The sequence below is a fragment of the Kitasatospora sp. LaBMicrA B282 genome, from assembly GCF_050325825.1.
Classification (GTDB): domain Bacteria; phylum Actinomycetota; class Actinomycetes; order Streptomycetales; family Streptomycetaceae; genus Kitasatospora.
The window spans coordinates 1-19,103 of the sequence record NZ_JBNQTI010000067.1; the positions used below are offsets into that span (position 1 = coordinate 1).

Genomic DNA, 19,103 nt, shown 5'->3' on the forward strand with positions numbered 1-19,103 from the left:
CCTCGCCGTCCTGGACGGCCGCACCATCCACGCCTTCCACATCGAAGGCTGCGGCGGCGGCCACGTCCCCAACGTCCTCAAGATGGCCGGCGTCGCCAACGTCATCGGCTCCTCCACCAACCCCACCCTGCCCTTCGGCCGCGACGCGCTGGCGGAGGCCGCCGGCATGATCGTCTCCGCCCACGACCTCAAGCTCGACCTGCCCGGCGACGCCGCGATGGCCCGCGACCGGATCCGGGCCGGCACCATGGGCGCCGAGGGCATCCTGCACGACCTCGGCATGATCGGCATCACCTCCTCCGACGCCCAGGGCATGGGCCGCGCCGGCGAGACGGTGCGCCGCACCTTCGCCATGGCCGGCAAGATGAAGGCCGAACGCGGGCCGCTGGACGGCGTCGAGGGCAACTACGGCACCAAGGACGGCGGCGACGACAACGAGCGGGTGCTGCGCTACATCGCCAAGCTGACCATCAACCCCGCCATCGCGCACGGCCTCTCGCACGAGGTCGGCTCGATCGAGGTCGGCAAGCTCGGCGACATCGTGCTCTGGCGCCCCGACCACTTCGGTGCCAAGCCGCAGCTGGTACTCAAGGGCGGCTTCCCGGCGTACGGCGTGGTCGGCGACCCGAACGCCACCACCGACCGCTGCGAACCCCTGGTCCTCGGCCCGCAGTTCGGCGCGCACGGCGCGACCGCCGCGGACATCTCGGTGGCCTTCGTCGCCCAGGCCGCCGCCGACGGCGCCTACCTCGACCAGTCCGCCGACCAACTCCCCACCCGCCGCCGCCGGGTCGGGGTGCGCGGCACCCGCGGCATCGGCCCGCGCGACATGGTCCGCAACGGCCGGATCGGCCGGGTCAACGTGGACACCGGCACCGGCCTGGTCTCGCTGGACGACACCCCGCTGCGCTCCGAGCCCTCCGAGAGCGTCTCGCTCAGCCGCCTCTACTTCCTGTAACGCTCCCCCACCCCCCGAGGATTCACCGCCATGACCACCCCCGCCTCGCACGGCTACTCGATGCCCGCCGAATGGCACCCGCACGAGCGCACCTGGATGGCCTTCCCCACCGACAACCCGACCTTCGACACCCCCGAGCACCTGCACGCCGCCCGGCTCGCCTGGGCGAAGGTGGCCGACACCATCGTCCGCTACGAGCCGGTGACCTTGGTCGTCAACCTCGGCGAGACCGCGGCCGCCCGCGAGTACGTCGCGGCCGAGGTCGAGATCGTCGAACGCCCGCTGGACGACGCCTGGATGCGCGACATCGGCCCCACCTTCCTGACCGACGGCAAGGGCTCGGTGGCCGCCGCCGACTGGATCTTCAACGGCTGGGGCGCCCAGTCCTGGGCCAAGTGGGAGCACGACCAGCACATCGCCGAGCACATCACCGAGCTCACCGGCGTGCAGCGGTTCGCCTCCCGCCTGATCAACGAGGGCGGCGGCATCCACGTCGACGGCGACGGCACGGTGCTGGTCACCGAGACCGTCCAGCTCGGCGAGGGCCGCAACGCCGACTGGACCAAGGCGGAGGTCGAGGCCGAGCTGCACGCCCACCTCGGCACCACCAAGGCGATCTGGCTGCCGCGCGGACTCACCCGCGACTACGACGAGTTCGGCACCCGCGGCCACATCGACATCGTCGCCTCGTTCGTGCGCCCCGGCGTCGTGCTGGCCCACGTCCAGCCCGACCCGGCCCACCCGGACCACGCCGTCTGCCAGGAACTCGTCGCCGTCCTGCGCGCCTCGACCGACGCCCGCGGCCGCCACCTGGAGGTCATCGAGGTCCCGGCGCCCACCGTCCTGCACGACGAGGACGGCGAGCCGGTCGACTACTCCTACATCAACCACTACGTGGCCAACGGTGCCGTCATCCTCTGCGCCTTCGACGACCCGCGCGACCAGGAAGCCGCCGCCATCCTCGGCAAGGCCTTCCCCGGCCGCACGGTGGAACTGGTCGACGCCCGCGAGATCTTCGCCAACGGCGGCGGCATCCACTGCATCACCCAGCAGCAGCCCAAGGGCTGAGGATCTAGCAGGTCACGGCGCCGACCAGCAGGCTTTGCGCGCCGCAAGCCGAGATGAGCTGGCAGGTCTCAGTAGATCCTGGCACCTGCTCGACAAGATCATCTCCTAGACCCTCCCAAATGATCACGGTTGGGGCCGGGCGGCCTTGCGCTTGGGGGCGCCCGACGTCACCCGGCCCCATGTGGCAGCAGTTCACGTCTCCGCCACCACACTCCACCCCACGAGGAGTCGGCCTCCGCAGCGCCGGACGCATGGCCCATCAGGCCGGCGATCACCGCGCCAACCAGTAGGGCCGCACCCGCCAGCAGGGGCAGCAATTCGTGCGATCCGCGTGCGCGCGGGCATTGTGGGCATGCGACAACACCCCGGTGCCTCGTTCGAGGCCGGCCGCACGCCGCCAACCCTGGACGACCTTGACGCCATCTCAGCCGCCTTGAGTGTCCCGCTGGTGAACCTGCTCGGAAGCGGAAGCGGAAGCGGAAGCGGCCAGCGCACACCCATGTGCGCCGGCCGCCAGTCCCTCCTACTGCGGCTCCGGGGCCCGCCAGCCGTTCGGAAGCCGGTAGAAGGGGGTCATCAGGACTCCCGACTTGCGGCCACTCTGCACCGTCGTGATCGGGATCCGTACGGTCACCAGCTCCTCCTCGGCAACCATCCCTGCCTCCAAGGCGTGCATGGCCAGGGCGTGGTCCGACAGCCAGTTGTGCGCCTGGAACGGCGCACTGCTCATCTCGGTCATGACCTGATCCTCCCAGCCAGGAGCTACTCGCTGGGCGCGTTCATGCACGTCACCTGGCAGTCGGGCGGCGTGTGCTGGCAATTCGCTGCCACCACGACCTTCCCCGTCTGCGGGTCGCCCCACAGCTTGCGGTCGGGCCGGTAGCCGCTGGCCTCGATCGCGTCGAGGGTCCGCTGCACCACCGCACCGCTGCAGCGCCGCGGGTCCGGCCGCTGCGGGTAGTGGTGCACCAGCCCGCCGAACCGCCCGCACAGCTCCGCGTGCACCCGGGTGTTGAGGATCAGGGCGTGCCAGCCCTCATCCACGACCCGGCTGGGCGCCAAGCTCCGGTCCCGGTGCTCGCCGCAGGCCGCGACGAACTTCAGGGCCTCGCGAACGATCCGCCGCGCGGTCTCGTCGTCCATCCCGCTGAACTTGTTGTTGTCCAGGACGGTGGCGACGACCCGCTCGCAGTCCTCGGGGACCAGGAGGTCCTCCGGGTTCTTCCACAGGGTTGCAGTGCTCATCGAACTCCGATCCTCGGGGGCATGGGGCCAGGGCCAGGTGGACGGACCGCCCGCAGCACTGCGGCCGGCCGCGCTGCGGCAGCTCGCTGGCGGAGCTCGCGCACCCGAAGTGCTGCGGGCTCGGTGGTCGCCGGCTTCGACGCGAGCGTGGGCGGTGCGGTCAGGTGCTGGTGGATCCCGAGGTGCACCACCCGCATCGCGGTCAGGATCTGGTCCAGCTCGCAGGCGTCCGCGCCGGCGTTGGCCGCGGCGTCCAACTCGCGTCCGAACATGCGCAGCACGGCCACGGCCGCCTGCTGGTACGGCGTCACAGGTAGACCATCGACCCCGGCGGGATCCCGAGCGCCGCTGAGACCTCCGCCCGCGAATCGCCGCGCTCGCAGGCGGCGATGAACTCTGTGCGGAGGTGATCCCACTTGCCTTCTCCGAGCAGCGTGCCCATCAGCGGGCAGCCTCGGCACACTGCGGTACGCCTGCATACCGGCTGCTCTCGAGGGTCCAGGTCGCCAGCGCGCGGCGGAATCGGTCCAGCAACGCGGCGAACGCCCTGGTGTCCTGCCGGAACTCACCAGGTCGGGTCGACTCGCTCGCCGAGTCCACGGCCATCGCGCGCACCGCCCACACCCGCACGATGAACCGGTGCTCCTCCGCCCGCAGGAGCTGGAGCACCTCGGCCCGCGCGTCCTCGACCGACATGCCCTCCGTGCAGACCACTGCCCGGACCGCGGTGAAGGTGTCGCCGGGCTCGGCGGCCAGGTCGTTGAGCAGGACACCGACGGCGCTGAACGCCTGCACCATCTCCTGCACCAGCGAGTCCCGCCAGTCCGGGACGACGCACAGGTTCGCCAGTTCGCACCACATCGCGGCCAGTTGCATCCCGCCGTCCGCCGGCCGCAGCTTCAGATACTCCGCAAGGGACGGGACACGGCCGGGCCGCACGTACCGGCTCAGCTTCGCCTCGGCCGAGACAACCCACGCCTCGAGCGCCGTGCGGTAGCGGTCCCACCAGAACCCGGGCATGACCGCGCGGGTCTGCATCCGGAGCTCGGCCAGGGCATGGGCCAGCGGACGGGCCTCCCGCGGCAGGCCCTGACCGGAGACCGCGTACAGCAACGCGGCGGCCAGGCCGGCGGCCTCCTTGGGGTCGGCGACCAGCAGGTCGGTGTCGAAGGCATCGTCAGCTCGCCACATCCACACGGCCCACTGGGTCGCGAGCTGAAGCGGAAGCCCGTCGGCGCCGGGCCACGCTCGCAGGCACAGGTCGAGGTACCCGTGCGCCAGGTAGGTCTCGGGGTCCGGGTGCAGACGGTAGCGCTCGAGCCAGTCGCGGACGTCCGCGTACAAGCCGGCATGCCGATGGTCGGTGGGCGCGGTGTGCTGCTGCTGGCACGGAGTGCAGCGGCGCACCCGCACGTCACGCACTACCCCGTCAGCCACCCGAAGGGACTGGGTTTCCCCAAGGTGCGGGGCACCGGCCGCGCCGCAGCCGATGCAGCGCGGAGAGGCGAGCTGATGTGTCGTCAGGATCTGGTCCGCTCGCAGCAGCCCGGCGGTGGGCTGCGGCGCGGACACCGCACGTTCTGCCATGCCGATGACCGTAGGAGTGAGCGACTGTCGACCACCACAAGTGTGCGCAAACTTGCAGAACGTCACCCGAGGGAGTTGATTGCCGCGGTGATCAGGGTCCGGGCAGCAGAGCCGTACACCGCGAGCGCCTCAAGCTCGGCGAAGGATCGAATGTATTCTCCGATCTCTCCGGGGCTGGTCACCGTAAGGTGTGCAGAGACCAACTCCACATTGACCTGCGCATCGTCATAGATGGTGAACGACTCGACTGGCCAGCCTCCACCGCGTACCGTGCCAAGCGGGATGATGCCGATGCTCACCGAGGGAGTAGAAGCAGCAGCGATGAGGTGACCGAGTTGGCCGGCCATCACGTCAGCGTCACCGATCACAGTCCTTAGGACCCATTCCTCGATGAGGATCGCAAACCGGTGATGTCCCGTGTGGAGCATTCGTTGGCGATCCATTCGGACAGCCACGGCTTCATCTACGTCGTCATGAACATCACGCAGGGATACGATTGTCTCAAGGACGGATTTCGTGTAAGTCGCAGTTTGAAGAATTCCGGGAACAACCCAGGACTGATACATGCGAAAACGCCGCGTACGGTCGAATAGTGGCTTCACCGACTCCTGGGCACGCTTCAGCCCGGGGCGCTCGATGCGGCGCCATTCCACATAAGCGCCGTCGATACCCCGGGCCGCCGCAATCAAGTCCGCCGCTTGGCCGGGAACGCCACAGTGCAGCGCCCAGGTCCGGATATCAGCATCCGATGGCAGCGCACGACCGTGCTCAAGGCGGGAGCACTTTGACTCATGCCAGCCGGCAAGGCGTGCGAGCGCCCGTGCTGTAAGCGACGCATCTTTTCGGATCTCGCGCAGCCGTAGGCCAAGCGCATGGCGCGCTTCCTGGACGCTGGATGATGGTGAACTTGAGGACATGATGCTGACCGGTCAAGCCGGCCGATACTCCTCATGCGGAATGGAGCGATCCCATACGGCCTCGAATGCCACCGCAAAGAACTTGATGACCTCGGGGTCTGAAATCACCTCATGGTCAACGAAGTTTCCGTCCCCGTCGAAGTGATTGAGCAGCAACACCTGGCCATCAAAAAGCCAGAAGTCGTTCCCCGGAAGTGCCAAACTCGTGGCCTGTCGTCGGGGCAACCAGCGCACCCTTTCACCTGACGCCACATTCCCAGGAGTCAGGTCGTACTCATAGCGAACATAGTCGCTGATCGGTTCAGAGATAATCCGAGCCCGACGCACAGCGACTCCACGAGCGGTGGCATTGGCGATCACCTCAAGCCAAGGGCGCTCGCTTTCAGCCATGCCCTCGGCGAGCCGCCCGTCCAGCCAAGCGATGAATCGTGGGTCATCACGCATGTAGCCGTCGCGTAGCTCCAGGTGCACGGCCGACTGCTGGCATGTCGCCATGAGGTCCTCAATCGAGGGGGCCTCAGGCACCGCTCACCTCCGGGAAGAACGGGATCATCCGCTTCGGGTACTCGATCACGGTTTCATGCTCAGGCAGGTCGAGTTGGGCCAGGCGCTCCGGATCCGTCACCTTCCAGCCCTGGATGATGTAGTTGTCGGTCTCGTCGTCGTAGTACAGGGTCGGCGACTTCCCGTCGGGGCTGTTCGGGTCCTGGCCGAGCTTGTGCAGTGCCATGATGACCTCCTGCTTGCAGCTTGACGATCACTGTGTTCAGGCTTGCACGCTGAGCTATCGGGGCGCCAGAAGTTTGCAAAAACTTGCAGTACGGACTCAACGAACACATGAGCGATACTGGGGCTACGTACCGCCCGCGCCGCCCCGCCGACGCCCAGCCGGCCGACCCCGCCGAGATGCTCGGCCCCGGCCGGCACCCCAGCCTCGACCGCGCGCAGGCTGTCCAGATTATGGCCACTGGCGGCCGTCCGGACCGCTCGACCAGACTACGATCCATGGAAACCTTCGTACCCCTCGGCAACGGTGAAGTCTGGGCGGACGATTCGGGTGGGGACGGCCTGCCGATGGTCCTGCTCCACCCCGGCGTCGGTGACTCGACGATCTGGGACCCCGTTCTCCCGGCGCTCACCGCGCGGCGCCGGGTGATCCGCTACGACTCCCGGGGCTACGGCCGTTCGCCCGCGCCCACGGCCGCGTACTCCCCGGCCGCGGACCTCGGGGCGGTCCTGGAGCATTTCGGGCTGGCCCGTGCCGTGCTGGTGGGCTCCAGCATGGGCGGGTCCGCCGCGATCAACCTGGCGCTGGACGCACCCGAGCGGGTGGCCGGGCTCGCCCTCCTGGTCCCCGGGGTCACGGGGCACGACGACGTCGTGCCGCCCGGCTTCTACGAGGAGGTGGGCCGACTGGCCGCGGCCGAGGACCTGGAGGGCATCGTCCGGTTCGGGCTGAGCGTCTGCGCGCGGGCCGGCGGCGGCACGCCCGAGAGCGACCCGGCCGCGGCCGCCCAACTCCGGGCCGTGCTGCCCGCCTGGTTCAGCAACGTCGGCCACCGGCGCACCGACGCCCCCGCCTTCGACCGCCTCGGCGAGATCACCGCGCCGGCGGTGCTGGCCCTGGGCGAGCTGGACGATCCGGGGTTGGTGCGCTGCAACGAGCAGATGGCGGCCCGGATCCCCAACTGCCGCCTGGTGCGGCTGGCCGGTTGCGACCACTTCCCGTCGCTGCGCGAACCGGCGACCGTCGTCCGGCTGATCGAGGAGCTGTACACGGAGGTGGCCGGCGCTTGACCGGGCCGTGAGAGCGCGGGGAGCCGCTCAGTGCGCCGCGGCGCGAACCCGGTCGGCGAGATCGGCCGGGGAGCCGTGCCAGGGCGCGCCGTGGCCGGGGAGCACCCAGGAGGCCTCGAGCTCGGCCAGCCGGTCGAGCGAGGCCAGGGCCTCCGCCGGCTCGTCGGTGAAGGGGGCCGGCTGCGGCCCGGTGCGCCCGGTGAGCACATGACGCGTGGTCAGCGCGTCGCCCACGCACACCGCCGCCGCGGACGGCAGGTGGACGGCGACGCTGCCCGGCGAGTGACCCGGCATCCCGACGATGACCGGGCTCCCGGGCAGGTCGAGCACGTCGCCGTCGGAGAACTCGGTGACCTCCTTGACGTACTCGGCCTTCAGGCCGTTCTTGCGCAGCCCGTACCAGAAGAACCCGAGCGCGGGGAACAGCCGCATCGGCCCCGCCGGCGTCTTGGGCTTCTCCCCGGTCCGCGCCCGGTGCGCGTCGGCACCGTGCACGAAGACCGGCACCCCGTGCTCGCGCCGCAGCCGCTCGGCGAACCCGATGTGGTCGCCGTCGCCGTGCGTGAGGACCACCCCGCGGATGTCGGCCAGCGTCTTCCCGAGAACCCGCAACTCCTCCTGGAGGTCGTTCCAGTGCCCGGGCAGGCCGGCGTCGATCAGCGTGATGCCATCAGGGGTGTCGAGTAGGTAGCAGGCCACCACGTCGTTGCCGAGCCGGTGCAGGTGCGGAGCAAGTTCCATGGGATCACTTCCGGTGCGTGACAGCGGTGTCGGGAGGGCGGTGCGGAACCTCTGCGGTGCGGTGCCTACGCTACTTAGCCGCCATGGCTAAGGTCAATAGCTTTCCGTGCTAGTCCACCCGACTGACCGGGATTTCCCAGGAACCAGAACACAATGCCGCCCGGACCGAACGGCTCTCACCGATTCGGCCCGGGCGGCGGCACTCTTCCGTTGGCTCTCGCCAACTCCGGCTGGTCTGACAGGACTTGAACCCGCAACTCGCCGCTTTGGAGACGGCTGCTCTACCGAATTGAGCTACAGACCAGTGCGTTGCCGAGGAATCGGACCTCGCCATCCCGAAGGAGCAGGGGTTACAGCCCCGCTTGCGTCCCAGCGCTCAACGCCTGTCGATGGGATGAGACTAAGGGGCCGGCCCTGGCCGGGCGAGCGAATATCCGCCGGCGCGATCCTGGAACCCGCGGGAGGCCGGGAACCGCAGGAGGCCGGGCGGGCGGCTTAGGGTGAGGGCGATCGCGACGTCCGACCCGCACGTCCCCGCACCATGCCTAGGAGCACCGAGATGACCGAACCCCGGCCCCGGCGGGCGGCGCGGCCGCGGGAGGAGGTGCTGGCGGTGGCGATGGCGGCGATCGCCGAGCACGGGTTGGCGAAACTCACCATGGCCGGGCTGGGGAAGCAGCTGGGGATGAGTGCCGGGCACCTCCTCTACTACTTCGGCAGCAAGGACCAGCTGCTGCTGTCGACCCTGCGGTGGAGCGAGGAACAGCTCGGTGAGCGGCGGCGGGCGGTGCTCGCCGGGGCGGGGTTGACCGCCTGGGCGCGGTTCGAGGCGTACGCGGACCTGTACCTGGCGGACGGGCCGGGCGATCCGCGGTGGATCCTCTGGGTCGAGGTGTGGGGGCGTTCGCCGGCCAGCGCGGAGATCCGCCAGGGCCAGTTGGCGATCGAGGCCCCCTGGCAGGCCGACCTGGCCGCGCTGATCGAGGACGGGGTGGCCCGCGGCGAGTTCCGGGCCGGCGACGCCGAGGAGCGGGCGGTGCAGTTGCGCGCGGTGCTGGACGGGTTCTCGGTGCCGGTGGCGATCGGGCTGCCGGGGGTGGCGCGGGACGGGTCGCTCGCCCAGGTGCGGGCGGTGGCGGCGGCGGTGCTGGGCGGGCCCGAGCAGTAGCGCTCGGGCCGGTCAGTCCGTCCAGAGCGCCGCCGCGGTGCGGTCGTCCGCGTAGCCCTTGGCGCGGACCTGGACTTGGCGGAGGAAGTCGACGCTGCCCGGAGGGTGTGGGTGGGACCAGTGGGTGGCCAGGAAGTGGGCCACCGCGGGCTCCTCGGCGATGGGTTCGGCCAGGCCCGGGGAGCAGAGCAGCAGGATGTCGCCCGGGCTGGCCGGGATCAGCCGGAAACGGAACGGGCGGGGCTCGGGCAGCTCGGCCGGGCCGTCCGGGTGGTGCAGCAGTCGGGCGGCGTACGCGTCGATCCAGTGGCCCGCGCGCAGCAGGAAGAGACCGGCCGGGCCGATGCCGAAGGCGGCCCGGTGGGTGGCCGCCGGGTCGAGTGAGATCAGCAGGCAGTGCAGCGAGCCGACCTCGGGGGCGAGCGCGCGCAACCCGGCCGCGGCGCCGGTGGTCAACCGCTGCAGCCCGTAGCGCAACCGGTCGCGGGCGCCCGCGCGCAGGTCGGCGGAGAGCTCCGCCCGGCTGCGGCCGACCGCCTCCGCCAGGTGCGCGGCGGCCTGGCGGGTGGCGTCCGGCAGCAGCGGGCCGACGTCGGCCGACTCGCCCTCGGCCCGCGGGTCCTGCCGCGGCCGCGTCCGCCCGGCCAGCACCGCGAGCAGCAGACCGTCGGGGCCGTCGCCGTACCGGGTCAACAGCAGCGCGTCGGTGCGCTGCGCGCCGCGGTAGCGGGCCGAGTCGCCGCGCACGGAGGCGGCGCGCAGGGTCAGGCCCGGGTACTGGGCGCCGTCGAGCACGGTGTCCGGGACGATCGCGGCGACCCGTTCGGGGTCGGCGGCGGGCAGCAGGGTGGGCTCGGGGCTGTAGGTGGGGGGCCGCGAACCGATGTGCGGGGTGGGGATGGGGGTGGGTGAGGCGGGGCTGGGTGGGACGGCGGGGGCCTCGACGAGGGTGGGTTCGGGGACGGGCGTGGGGACAGGAGCGGGAGCAGGAGTGGGAGCGGGATTCGGACGAGGAGCAGGTCGGCGCGGGCGCTGCTTGGTGAGGTCGACCTTCGGCGCCGGCTCGGGCTCCGGTTCGAGTTCGGGCTCGAGTTCGGGCTCGAGTTCCAACTCAGGCTCGAACTCGAGTTCAGGCTCCGGCTCCGGCTCCGGCTCGGCCGCAGGCGAGGCCTCCGGCGCGCGCTGCTGCCCGATCAGCCCGACCGCCGCGGCGATCGAGTCGAACCAGTCGTCGACGCTCGCCTCCTCGCCCCCCGCCTCCGGGGTGTCGGGGAGGCCACCGGCCGGCCCCTGGTAGACCCGGGCCCACCAGTCGGGCCCCGGTACCGGTTCCGGTACCACCTCGGCCGCCGCCTCCGGCGCCCGTGCGCCCTCGCCGGCCGCACCGTCCCGGGGCGTCCCGTCGTCCGATCGGCGCTGGGCGGGCGCGCCCTGGTTGGTCATCGGTCGGCTCCTTGCTCTCGGCTGGCCCGTGACCACCCGCTACGGGACGGTCACCTGGTCATTCTGCCCACGCGACCGGTCGGTGTCCGGGGATTCGACACGATGGCGCGATCGGGTACCGGGCAGGCCCGACGACGGTCCCGGTTAGGCCGACTACGGCCGGATTAATCCGAAAGTCGCCGCTGTTCGGGGGGACCGCTTCACCCGTATGGCTGATTAATATGTGCGCATGACCGCGCCAGGACCGCTCCGACCGAGGCCGGGGAGCGCCGCGTCCGCGGTCCGCCCGGGCGCTCGGTCATTGGTCCTCCCGCTGCTCGGTCTGCTGGTCGCCCTGCTGGTGGCCCTCCCCTGCGCGGGCTCGGCGCTCGCGGCCACGCCCCTGCCGCACCCCTCGGCCGGCGGCCCGTCCGTGGACGGCCCGGCCGGCGCCCCGCCCAGCACCCAGGCCGGCACCCCGGCCGAGGCCCACCACGGCCGGACCCCCCAGCAGACTCGAGCCGACCAGCGCACCCGAGCCGGCCAGCGCACCCGAACCGACCGGCACCACGCGCACCCCGCCCCGCCCCGCGCGGCGGCCGAGCTGCCCGCCCCGGTGACCCTGTGCGCGGTCGACGCCCCCGGGCAGCGCCCCGGTGACGGCTGCTCCAGCCACCCGTGCCCCGGCCAGGAGGCGCAGCTGCCGAACGCGCCGCCGCAGCCCGGCCCGGCCGACCTGCCGCTGCTGACCGCGGTCCGCCCGGCCGCAACGCCCGGCTTCGCCGCCACCGCGCCGCAGCCCGCGCCCACCCCCGATCTCCACCTGCTCCAGGTCAATCGGACCTGAGCGGAACCCCCACCGGCCCGGCCGACGCCCGCCCGCTCCCCAGCGGTGCGCGCCGGTCCCGGACCGCGTGGTCTCCCCTCCCCTGTTACACCTCATTCCGCTGCGCCCGAACGGCCGGCGGGGACAAGGAAGAATCCCGTGGGTTCCGCCTCCAACAAGACCACCGGCAACAAGGCGCCCGGCAAGCAGAACGCGGCCGACCGCCGCGAGCGCATCGCCAAGCTGCGCGCCGAGGAGCAGCGCCGCGAGAAGCGGATGAAGGTCGTCGCCATCTCGGTGGCGAGCGTCCTGGTCGCCGGCACCATCAGCGTGGGCACGTACATCGTGCTGAACGCCCAGCACAAGAAGGACAAGGAGGTCGCGGCCGCCAAGTCGCCGATCCCGGGCGTCAAGACCTGGAGCAACCTGACCCGCAACCACGTGCAGGGCACGGTCAACTACCCGATGACCCCGCCGGTCGGCGGCGACCACAACCCGGTCTGGCTGACCTGCATGGGCAACGTCTACGACAAGCCGGTGCAGAACGAGAACGCCGTCCACTCGCTGGAGCACGGCGCGGTCTGGGTGACCTACAACAGCAAGGCCAGCGCCGCCGACATCAAGACGCTCTCCGACAAGGTCAAGGCGACCCCGTACTCGCTGATGAGCCCGTACCCGACCGAGTCGGGCACCATCACGCTCTCCGCCTGGGGCACCCAGCTGGTGGTGGACAACGCCTCGGACCCGCGGGTCAACGAGTTCTTCACCAAGTACGTCCAGGGTCCGCAGACCCAGGAGCCGGGCGCCTCCTGCAGCGACGGGGCGATGTGATGTCGGGCGACCGGACGCCGGCGGACGAGGAGTTCGACCCGGCCGAGGAAGCGTCGGCGGAGTCCGAGGTCGCGCCGGCGGGCGGGCGGCGCCGCACCCTGTGGTGGCCGGCCGCGCTGGCCGCGGCGGTGGCGCTCTGCCTGGGCGTGCCCGCCCTGGTGGCGAGCAGTTCCTCCGCCGCCGGCACGACCATCAGCGTGCCGGCGGACAACTCGCCGGAGGCGGGCTTCGCGCGGGACATGGCGATCCACCACCAGCAGGCGATCGACATGTCGTTCATCATCCGGGACCGCACCTCGAACGCCGAGGTCCGCGGGCTGGCCTTCGACATCATCAACACCCAGGCCAACCAGCGCGGCATGCTGATGGGCTGGCTGAGCCAGTGGGGCCTCACCCAGAACTCCTCGGCGGCGCCGATGGCCTGGATGCAGATGGCGCCGTACCAGCCGCACGACGGCGCACTGATGCCGGGCATGGCGACCGACACCCAGCTGGCCCAGCTGAAGCAGCTGAGCGGCACCCAGGCCGAGATCCTCTACCTGCAGCTGATGATCCAGCACCACACGGCCGGCGCCGCGATGGCCCAGGGCTACGTGGACCTGGCGAAGAACCCGGTGGAGAAGGGGCTGGCGCAGTCGATGGTCACCGCGCAGACCTCGGAGATCCAGCTGATGACGAACATGCTGGCCGAACGCGGCGCCAAGCCGCTGCCGACCAGCTGACGCGACGACCGGACACCCGGCAGCACCGACTGCACCGGTAACACCGGCAGCACCAGCGGCGCGCCCGTCGACCCGATCCCCGGAGTCGGCGGGCGCGCCGCCGTGCTCGCACCGGGGGCGCCGGCTGCCGTTCACCACACGGCCCGCCAAGATCCAGCAGCCTGCCACGACCGGCTACGCTGTCCGCCATGTCCGCCGCCTCTCGTCCGCTGCCGCCGACCGAGCCCAGCCGGCCCGACCGGACCGACCAGCCCACCGCCGGACCGAACGAACCGATCGCGCCGCACGAACCGCACGGGCCGATCGCGCCGAACGCCCTCGCCCGGGCCCGGCAGCTGACCGACGTGGTCACCCGGCTGCGCCGGGCGCTGCGCAGCAGCATCCGCACCGACTACCCCTGGGAGTCGCTGCCGATGGCCCAGGTCGAACTGCTGCAGACGCTGGCGGCGGCCCCGCTGCGGGTGGGTGAGCTGGCCGCGCGGCAGCGGCTCGCGCCGAACACCGTCAGCGGCCTGGTCGGCAAGCTGCTGGACGCCGGGTTCGTGGACCGGCAGGCCGACCCCGGCGACCGCCGCACCGCCCGGATCGCGCTCACCGCGGCGGGCCACCAGCAGCTGGCGGACTGGCAGCAGGCGCACGAGCGCCGGATAGCGGGCGCGCTGGCCACCCTCGCCGACGCCGACTACGCCGCCGTGATGGCCGCCCTGCCGGGCCTGGACCACCTGGCCACCGCCCTGGCCGAGACCGCCCCGGCCGGCAGCACCACGACGGGCACCACCCCGGCCGGCACCACCCCGAGCGGCACGACCCGAGCCTGACCCCCGGGCGCCTCACCCCTCCCCCGCCAGCGCCCACAGGTGGTGGACGGCGTACGAGCGCCACGGCGCCCACGCCGCCGCCGGCCCGGCCGCGTCCTTCGGTCCCGCGGGCAACCCCAGGCGGCGCAGTCCGTGGCGCACCCCGACGTCGCCGGGCAGGAAGACGTCCGGGTCGCCGAGCGCCCGCATCCGCAGGTAGCCGACCGTCCACGGGCCGATCCCGCGCAACGCCAGCAGCTGTTCGGCCGCCTGCCCCCGGTCCACCCCGGTGTCCAGGCGGACCGTGCCGTCGGCGAGCGCGGCGCACAGTCCGCGCAGCGCCTGCTGCCGGGCGACCGGCATCGCCAGGTCGGCCGGGTCCGCGCCGGCCAGCGCGGCGGCGGTGGGGAAGTGCACGGTCAGGCCGCCGCTCGGCTCGGTCAGCGGAACGCCGTAACGGGTGGCCAGCCGGCCGGCCAGGGTGCGGGCGGCGGCCACGGTGACCTGCTGGCCGAGCACGGCGCGGACGGCCAGTTCGTGCGGGTCGACGTGACCCGGCGAACGCAGGCCCGGCCGGCGGGCGACCGCGCTGCCGAGCGTGCCGTCCCGGCCGAGCTGCTCGGCCACCGCCTCGGGGTCGGCGTCCAGGTCGAAGAGAGCCCGCAGCCGGTGCACGGCGCAGGTCAGGTCGCGCAGGTCGGTCAGCCGCAGCCGGCAGTCCAGCCAGCCGCGGTCGGCCGGCTCGTCGGGGGCCAGGCCGTCCACCTCGGCGACGGCCTGCCCGTGCGGCAGCGCCAGGGTGCGCCGGTAGGTCCGGACGCCGCGGGCGCCGGCCACCACCTCCTCCACGCCGGGCACGGCACGCAGGGCCAGGAAGTCCAGCAGGTGCCCGGTGTCGAGGCGGCCGCGGTAGGCCAGCCGCAGGCCGATCGCGCCGGGGCTCGGCCGGCCGGCCCGCACGGCCCGGGCCCGGCCGTCGGCCCGCAGCGCGGTCGGGGTGCGGTCGTACACCTCGCGCACGGTGTCGTTGAACTGCCGCACCGAGGCGAACCCGGCGGCGAACGCCACCTCGGTGACCGGCAGTTCGGTGGTCTGCAGGAGCAGCCGGGCGGCCTGCGCCCGCTGCGCCCGGGCCAGCGCGATCGGCCCGGCGCCGAGTTCGGCGGTCAGCTGCCGCTGCACCTGGCGCGCGCTGTAGCCGAGCCGCGCCGCCAGGCCGGCCACCCCTTCGCGGTCCACCACGCCGTCGCCGATCAGGCGGACCGCCCGGCCCACCAGGTCGGCCCGGTGGTTCCACTCCGGCGAGCCGGGCACCGAGTCCGGCCGGCACCGCCGGCAGGCCCGGAACCCGGCGCCCTGGGCGGCGGCGGCCGTCGGGTAGAAGGTGCAGTTGGCCCGTTTGGGCGTGACCGCCGGGCAGCTCGGCCGGCAGTAGATCCCGGTGCTGGTGACAGCCGTGAAGAACACCCCGTCGAACCGGGTGTCCCGGCTGTCCACGGCCCGGTAGCGGGTCTCGTCATCGATCACGCCGTCCAGTCTGCGCCGCCGCGGGCGGCCGTCCTAGCGGAAATCGGACCTCACCGTGCGCCGGAGGACCGTGAGCCGGAGCGGAACCCCGCGGCCGGGCGCAGCAGGGAACCCCACCATCACGGTCGGATGCGGCTCCGGCTGCCCTTCATCCTGATCTTGAACATCCGCTCCTGCTCCATCGCGCGACGGGCCGCCGAGCGGCGCGAGATGTGCTCGTTCTCCCGCTGGAGCTTCAGGTAGCTGTCCATCCGGCGCTGCGGGAGGGTGCCGTCGGCGAGGGCGGCGCGGACGGCGCAGCCGGGTTCCACGGCGTGCGAGCAGTCCGGGAAGCGGCACTGCGCGGCGAGTGCCTCGATCTCGGCGAACGCCTGGCCCAGGCCGGTGCCGCCGTAGAGGCCGACGCCGCGCAGGCCGGGGGTGTCGATCAGCACGCCGCCGCCGGGCAGCGGGACCAGTTCGCGGGTGGTGGTGGTGTGCCGGCCCTTGTGGTCCCGGTCCCGGGTCCGCTGGACGGCCATCACCGCGCTGCCGGCCAGCGCGTTGGTCAGGGTGGACTTGCCGGCGCCGGACTGGCCGATCAGCGCGGCGCAGCGGCCCAGGCAGGAGCGCAGCACGTCCAGCCCGGTGCCGGCCTCGGCGCTGACCACCAGCACCGCGGCCCCGGGAGCCACCCGCTCGACGTCCTCGCGGATGAACTCGGCGTCGTGCACCAGGTCGGCCTTGGTGAGCGCGATCACCGGGCGGGCACCGCTCTCCCAGGCGAGGGCGACGAACCGCTCGACCCGCCCGAGGTCGGGTTCGGCGGCGAGCGAGACGGCGATCAGCACGGTGTCGACGTTGGCGGCGAGCACCTGGCCCTCGGCCGACTTGCCGGCGCTCTTGCGGATGATCGCGGTGCTGCGGGGCAGCAGGGCCGTGACGGTCGGGCGCGGTTCGGCGGCGGGGTCGAGCGCCGCCCAGTCCCCGGTGCAGGGGTAGTCGAGGCCCGCGCCGACCTGGACCGGGCGGATGGTCGCGTGCACGGCGTGCAGCTCGCCGGTGGCGGGGTCGACGGTGAGCACCTCGGCCCGCCCGCGGTCGACCCGGGCGACCCGGCCGGGGAGCAGCCCCGCCGCGAGGTGCGGGGCGAAGAGTGCGGCCTGCTCGGCGGTCCAGCCGTAGTCGGCCAGCGGGCCGGCGGCCGGGAGCTCCGCAGCGGGCGCGGCGGAAGCGGGTGCGGCAGGAACAGGTGCGGCAGAGGCCGCAGGAGGGAACGGCGAAGCGGAGGAAGGCGTGGACAACGCGGTGAAGCCCTTCGGAACGGAAGCGTGGCTCCCGGGGCCGACCGTCGGTCAGCCGGCGGCCGGGCGGGAGGGGGTGGCAACGGTGCGGCGCGTGGGCGCAACGACAGTCATCGGGACCACCTCCTGGCTTCGGGGTACTTCGTGCGTGCTTCGGTCGGACAGCCGCAGCCTAGGGCGCACCGCCCGGACCCGCATCCGAATTAACGGGCCCAGCCGCCGAGCCCCCAGCCGCCAGCCCCAGCCACCCGGCCACGCCCTCGCCGGCTCACCCGCGCCGACTCACCCCCGCCGCCCGTCCCACGGCGGCCGCGGCTGGTACCCGGGCATCGCCGGGTCCACCGGCCCCCGCTCCCCGGGGAACCGCCCGTCCGAGGACCACGGCTCGGCCGGCCGCTCCACCGGCTCCAGTTGCCCCGGCCCCGACGGCCGCCCCGCCCCCGGCCGCACCGGCGTCCGGGGCGGTCCCGGAGGTGCCGGGGGCGCGGGCGGCACCGGCGGCACGTACGTCCCGGGCGGCCCCGGCGGCATCGGGGGCTCCGGCGCCGCGACCGGCCGGCGCACCGGGCGGTCGGTGTCCGGCGGGGGCGGCGGGGTGCGCCGGTTGCGCCGGCGGATGCCCATGAAGCGGCCGCGGACGTCGCCGGGCGCCCGGAAGTCGGCCCACCGCTCCGGGTACTCGGAGGGCACGTCGTCCTCGCCCTCGCCGTCCTCGTCCTCCTCCGCCCCCTCGGCCAGGCCCAGTTCGCGGGCCCGCTGGGCACGCTCGGCGGCCCGCCGGGCGCTGATCTCGCGGACCAGTGCGGCGGCGGCCTGCTCGCTGGCGCGCTCGTTCTCGGCGCGCGCGTCGGCGGTCTCGGTGCTCGGCCAGCGGCGGTCTATCGCGGCGTTCATCGCGGCGCCGATCAGCACCGCGAGCGCCACCACGAAGATCCACAGCAGTACGGCGATCGGAGCCGCCAGCGAGCCGTAGATGGTGTTGCTGCCCTCGACCGAGTGCACCAGGTAGAGCCGCAGCACCACGCTGCAGAGCACCAGCATGCCGAGGGCGACCAGCGCGCCGGGGACGTCCTCCCGCCAGGGCGTGCTGGCCGGCACCGCCAGGTGGTAGAGCGTGGTCAGGAAGACGATCAGCAGGATGATCGCCACCGGCCAGTAGAGCGCGCTGACCAGGCCCGAGATGCTCGGCACCGCGGAGACCACCAGCCCGGGGCCGGCGATCAGCAGCGGCAGCACCAGCGAGCCGATCACCAGCGCGCCCAGGTAGAGGCCGAGCGACATGGACCGGGTCTTGACGATGCCGCGCTTGCCGTCCAGCCCGTACATCACCGTGATGGTGTCGATGAAGATGTACAGCGCCCGGGAGCCGGACCAGAGCGACAGGACGAAGCCGATCGAGATCAGGTCGGGCCGGCCGCTGTCGAAGACCTTGGCCAGCAGCGGTTTGACGGTGTCGTTGATCGAGGACGGCGAGAGCACGGTGCCGGCCGCCGACAGGATGTCCTGCTGGAGCTTCTGGATGGTGCCGGCGCCGAGCAGGTCGTCCAGGTAGCCGAGGGTGCCGGCCAGGCAGAGCAGCAGCGGCGGGATCGACAGCAGGGTGAAGAACGCCGCCTCGGCGGCGAGTCCGGTGACCCGGTACTCGACGCAGGTGTTGGTGGTGTCCTTGAGCAGTCCCCAGACGACGGCCTTCCAGTTCGAGCGGCGGGCCCGCCGGGCGCCCTTGCCGCGCCGCCGGGAGGGCCGCTCCGTTCCCGCTCTGCTCGTCTCACCTGGTGCCTGCACACCCATACGGTATCGGGCGGGCCAGGTACCCTCCCCCGAACGGTGCAACGTGGTCCCGGGCGCGCCGCCACACGCTGGGCCGGAGCAGGTCCATCCCAGCATTCAGAACAATCACGTCCGCATTCTGGACGTTAGTGGACCGCGCCTCGCCCGGCGTGCGAATCTCTTGCCATGCCTAGCGCCGGAACCACCCTGGTTGGTCGACTCCACGTCGATCTCCTTCGCGTGTCCAGCGCCATCTGTCCGGTGATCTGAGCCCCCACCCCAGCCGCCACCACCGCACCGGCGCCATCCCCGCCGCGTCCCCGCAGCCGCGGACGCGCGAGCACCCCAGGGCCACGATCACCACCACCCCCCTCCACCGCGAACCCGCAGGTGCCAGTGGGTGGGCAGGTCAACGCCCGGGACCAGCGCAGTCCCCCGCATCAG

General features: G+C 72.6%; 22 protein-coding genes and 1 tRNA gene. 9 read left to right on the top strand and 14 right to left on the bottom strand.

All coding sequences use genetic code 11. The features are described from left to right. Both ACQRUO_RS19865 and ACQRUO_RS19870 read left to right on the top strand, forming a co-directional pair. Positions 1 to 958 (top strand): urease subunit alpha (locus ACQRUO_RS19865; protein WP_428317319.1); only part of this gene is annotated, 958 nt, incomplete at its 5' end. A gap of 30 nt (positions 959 to 988) precedes the next feature. Further along, positions 989 to 2,026, top strand: a complete 1,038-nt coding sequence (locus tag ACQRUO_RS19870; protein ID WP_428317320.1) for an agmatine deiminase family protein — start codon at positions 989 to 991, stop codon at positions 2,024 to 2,026. Between the two features lie 523 nt (positions 2,027 to 2,549). On the opposite strand, the gene ACQRUO_RS19875 is transcribed toward ACQRUO_RS19870, so the two are convergent. The 8 genes from ACQRUO_RS19875 to ACQRUO_RS19910 form a co-directional block, all read right to left on the bottom strand. Further along, the gene (locus tag ACQRUO_RS19875) at positions 2,550 to 2,765 is read right to left on the bottom strand and encodes a hypothetical protein (protein WP_428317321.1); all 216 of its coding nucleotides are present in this window, start codon (positions 2,763 to 2,765) and stop codon (positions 2,550 to 2,552) included. 23 nt (positions 2,766 to 2,788) lie between these two features. Beyond that, positions 2,789 to 3,271 (bottom strand): hypothetical protein, encoded by a 483-nt coding sequence (locus tag ACQRUO_RS19880; protein WP_428317322.1) that lies wholly within the window; start codon positions 3,269 to 3,271, stop codon positions 2,789 to 2,791. Next, positions 3,268 to 3,582, bottom strand: a complete 315-nt coding sequence (locus ACQRUO_RS19885; protein WP_428317323.1) for a hypothetical protein — start codon at positions 3,580 to 3,582, stop codon at positions 3,268 to 3,270. Before ACQRUO_RS19885 ends, ACQRUO_RS19880 begins: the two co-directional genes overlap by 4 nt. Further along, on the bottom strand, positions 3,579 to 3,713 hold the full coding sequence (locus ACQRUO_RS19890) for a hypothetical protein (RefSeq protein ID WP_428317324.1): 135 nt from the start codon (positions 3,711 to 3,713) through the stop codon (positions 3,579 to 3,581). The genes ACQRUO_RS19885 and ACQRUO_RS19890 overlap by 4 nt, the downstream gene beginning before the upstream one ends. Continuing rightward, complete coding sequence (locus tag ACQRUO_RS19895; protein WP_428317325.1) at positions 3,713 to 4,858, bottom strand: terpene synthase family protein; 1,146 nt, start codon at positions 4,856 to 4,858, stop codon at positions 3,713 to 3,715. The genes ACQRUO_RS19890 and ACQRUO_RS19895 overlap by 1 nt, the downstream gene beginning before the upstream one ends. Before the next feature lie 62 nt (positions 4,859 to 4,920). After that, a complete protein-coding gene (locus tag ACQRUO_RS19900; RefSeq protein WP_428317326.1) occupies positions 4,921 to 5,775 on the bottom strand; it encodes a helix-turn-helix domain-containing protein in 855 nt (284 codons plus the stop codon). A gap of 12 nt (positions 5,776 to 5,787) precedes the next feature. Continuing rightward, on the bottom strand, positions 5,788 to 6,300 hold the full coding sequence (locus tag ACQRUO_RS19905) for a DUF6879 family protein (protein WP_428317327.1): 513 nt from the start codon (positions 6,298 to 6,300) through the stop codon (positions 5,788 to 5,790). Beyond that, complete coding sequence (locus ACQRUO_RS19910; RefSeq protein ID WP_428317328.1) at positions 6,293 to 6,505, bottom strand: hypothetical protein; 213 nt, start codon at positions 6,503 to 6,505, stop codon at positions 6,293 to 6,295. Before ACQRUO_RS19910 ends, ACQRUO_RS19905 begins: the two co-directional genes overlap by 8 nt. Positions 6,506 to 6,780: 275 nt before the next feature. Here ACQRUO_RS19910 and ACQRUO_RS19915 point away from each other — a divergent pair, with 275 nt between their 5' ends. Beyond that, complete coding sequence (locus ACQRUO_RS19915) at positions 6,781 to 7,572, top strand: alpha/beta fold hydrolase (RefSeq protein ID WP_428317329.1); 792 nt, start codon at positions 6,781 to 6,783, stop codon at positions 7,570 to 7,572. Positions 7,573 to 7,599: 27 nt separating this feature from the next. Here the strand turns inward: ACQRUO_RS19915 and ACQRUO_RS19920 are convergent, their stop codons facing one another. Continuing rightward, positions 7,600 to 8,313: an MBL fold metallo-hydrolase gene (locus tag ACQRUO_RS19920; protein ID WP_428317330.1), complete on the bottom strand. Its 714-nt coding sequence runs from the start codon at positions 8,311 to 8,313 to the stop codon at positions 7,600 to 7,602. Between the two features lie 230 nt (positions 8,314 to 8,543). Then, positions 8,544 to 8,617, bottom strand: a tRNA-Trp gene (locus ACQRUO_RS19925). Positions 8,618 to 8,872: 255 nt separating this feature from the next. Here ACQRUO_RS19925 and ACQRUO_RS19930 point away from each other — a divergent pair. Continuing rightward, the gene (locus ACQRUO_RS19930) at positions 8,873 to 9,481 is read left to right on the top strand and encodes a TetR/AcrR family transcriptional regulator (RefSeq protein ID WP_428317331.1); all 609 of its coding nucleotides are present in this window, start codon (positions 8,873 to 8,875) and stop codon (positions 9,479 to 9,481) included. A 12-nt stretch (positions 9,482 to 9,493) separates the two neighbouring features. On the opposite strand, the gene ACQRUO_RS19935 is transcribed toward ACQRUO_RS19930, so the two are convergent. Then, a complete protein-coding gene (locus ACQRUO_RS19935) occupies positions 9,494 to 10,924 on the bottom strand; it encodes a protein phosphatase 2C domain-containing protein (protein ID WP_428317332.1) in 1,431 nt (476 codons plus the stop codon). Between the two features lie 301 nt (positions 10,925 to 11,225). Here ACQRUO_RS19935 and ACQRUO_RS19940 point away from each other — a divergent pair, with 301 nt between their 5' ends. The 4 genes from ACQRUO_RS19940 to ACQRUO_RS19955 all read left to right on the top strand — a co-directional run bounded on the left by ACQRUO_RS19940 (position 11,226) and on the right by ACQRUO_RS19955 (position 14,100). Then, on the top strand, positions 11,226 to 11,750 hold the full coding sequence (locus ACQRUO_RS19940; RefSeq protein ID WP_428317333.1) for a hypothetical protein: 525 nt from the start codon (positions 11,226 to 11,228) through the stop codon (positions 11,748 to 11,750). Positions 11,751 to 11,888: 138 nt separating this feature from the next. Continuing rightward, a complete protein-coding gene (locus tag ACQRUO_RS19945) occupies positions 11,889 to 12,560 on the top strand; it encodes a DUF3105 domain-containing protein (RefSeq protein WP_428317334.1) in 672 nt (223 codons plus the stop codon). Beyond that, on the top strand, positions 12,560 to 13,282 hold the full coding sequence (locus ACQRUO_RS19950) for a DUF305 domain-containing protein (protein WP_428317335.1): 723 nt from the start codon (positions 12,560 to 12,562) through the stop codon (positions 13,280 to 13,282). The genes ACQRUO_RS19945 and ACQRUO_RS19950 overlap by 1 nt, the downstream gene beginning before the upstream one ends. A gap of 188 nt (positions 13,283 to 13,470) precedes the next feature. Then, positions 13,471 to 14,100: a MarR family winged helix-turn-helix transcriptional regulator gene (locus ACQRUO_RS19955; protein ID WP_428317336.1), complete on the top strand. Its 630-nt coding sequence runs from the start codon at positions 13,471 to 13,473 to the stop codon at positions 14,098 to 14,100. 12 nt (positions 14,101 to 14,112) lie between these two features. On the opposite strand, the gene ACQRUO_RS19960 is transcribed toward ACQRUO_RS19955, so the two are convergent. The 3 genes from ACQRUO_RS19960 to ACQRUO_RS19970 all read right to left on the bottom strand — a co-directional run bounded on the left by ACQRUO_RS19960 (position 14,113) and on the right by ACQRUO_RS19970 (position 18,674). Continuing rightward, on the bottom strand, positions 14,113 to 15,606 hold the full coding sequence (locus tag ACQRUO_RS19960) for an AlkA N-terminal domain-containing protein (protein WP_428317337.1): 1,494 nt from the start codon (positions 15,604 to 15,606) through the stop codon (positions 14,113 to 14,115). Between the two features lie 119 nt (positions 15,607 to 15,725). Then, entirely contained in the window at positions 15,726 to 16,889 is a 1,164-nt protein-coding gene (gene rsgA, locus ACQRUO_RS19965) for a ribosome small subunit-dependent GTPase A (RefSeq protein WP_428317338.1), read from the bottom strand. Positions 16,890 to 17,171: 282 nt separating this feature from the next. After that, a complete protein-coding gene (locus ACQRUO_RS19970; RefSeq protein ID WP_428317339.1) occupies positions 17,172 to 18,674 on the bottom strand; it encodes a YihY/virulence factor BrkB family protein in 1,503 nt (500 codons plus the stop codon). Between the two features lie 171 nt (positions 18,675 to 18,845). On the opposite strand from ACQRUO_RS19970, the gene ACQRUO_RS19975 reads away from it, so the two are divergent. Further along, positions 18,846 to 18,929, top strand: coding sequence for a putative leader peptide (locus ACQRUO_RS19975; RefSeq protein ID WP_329492070.1), 84 nt, complete (start codon positions 18,846 to 18,848; stop codon positions 18,927 to 18,929). Positions 18,930 to 19,103 lie beyond the last annotated feature (174 nt).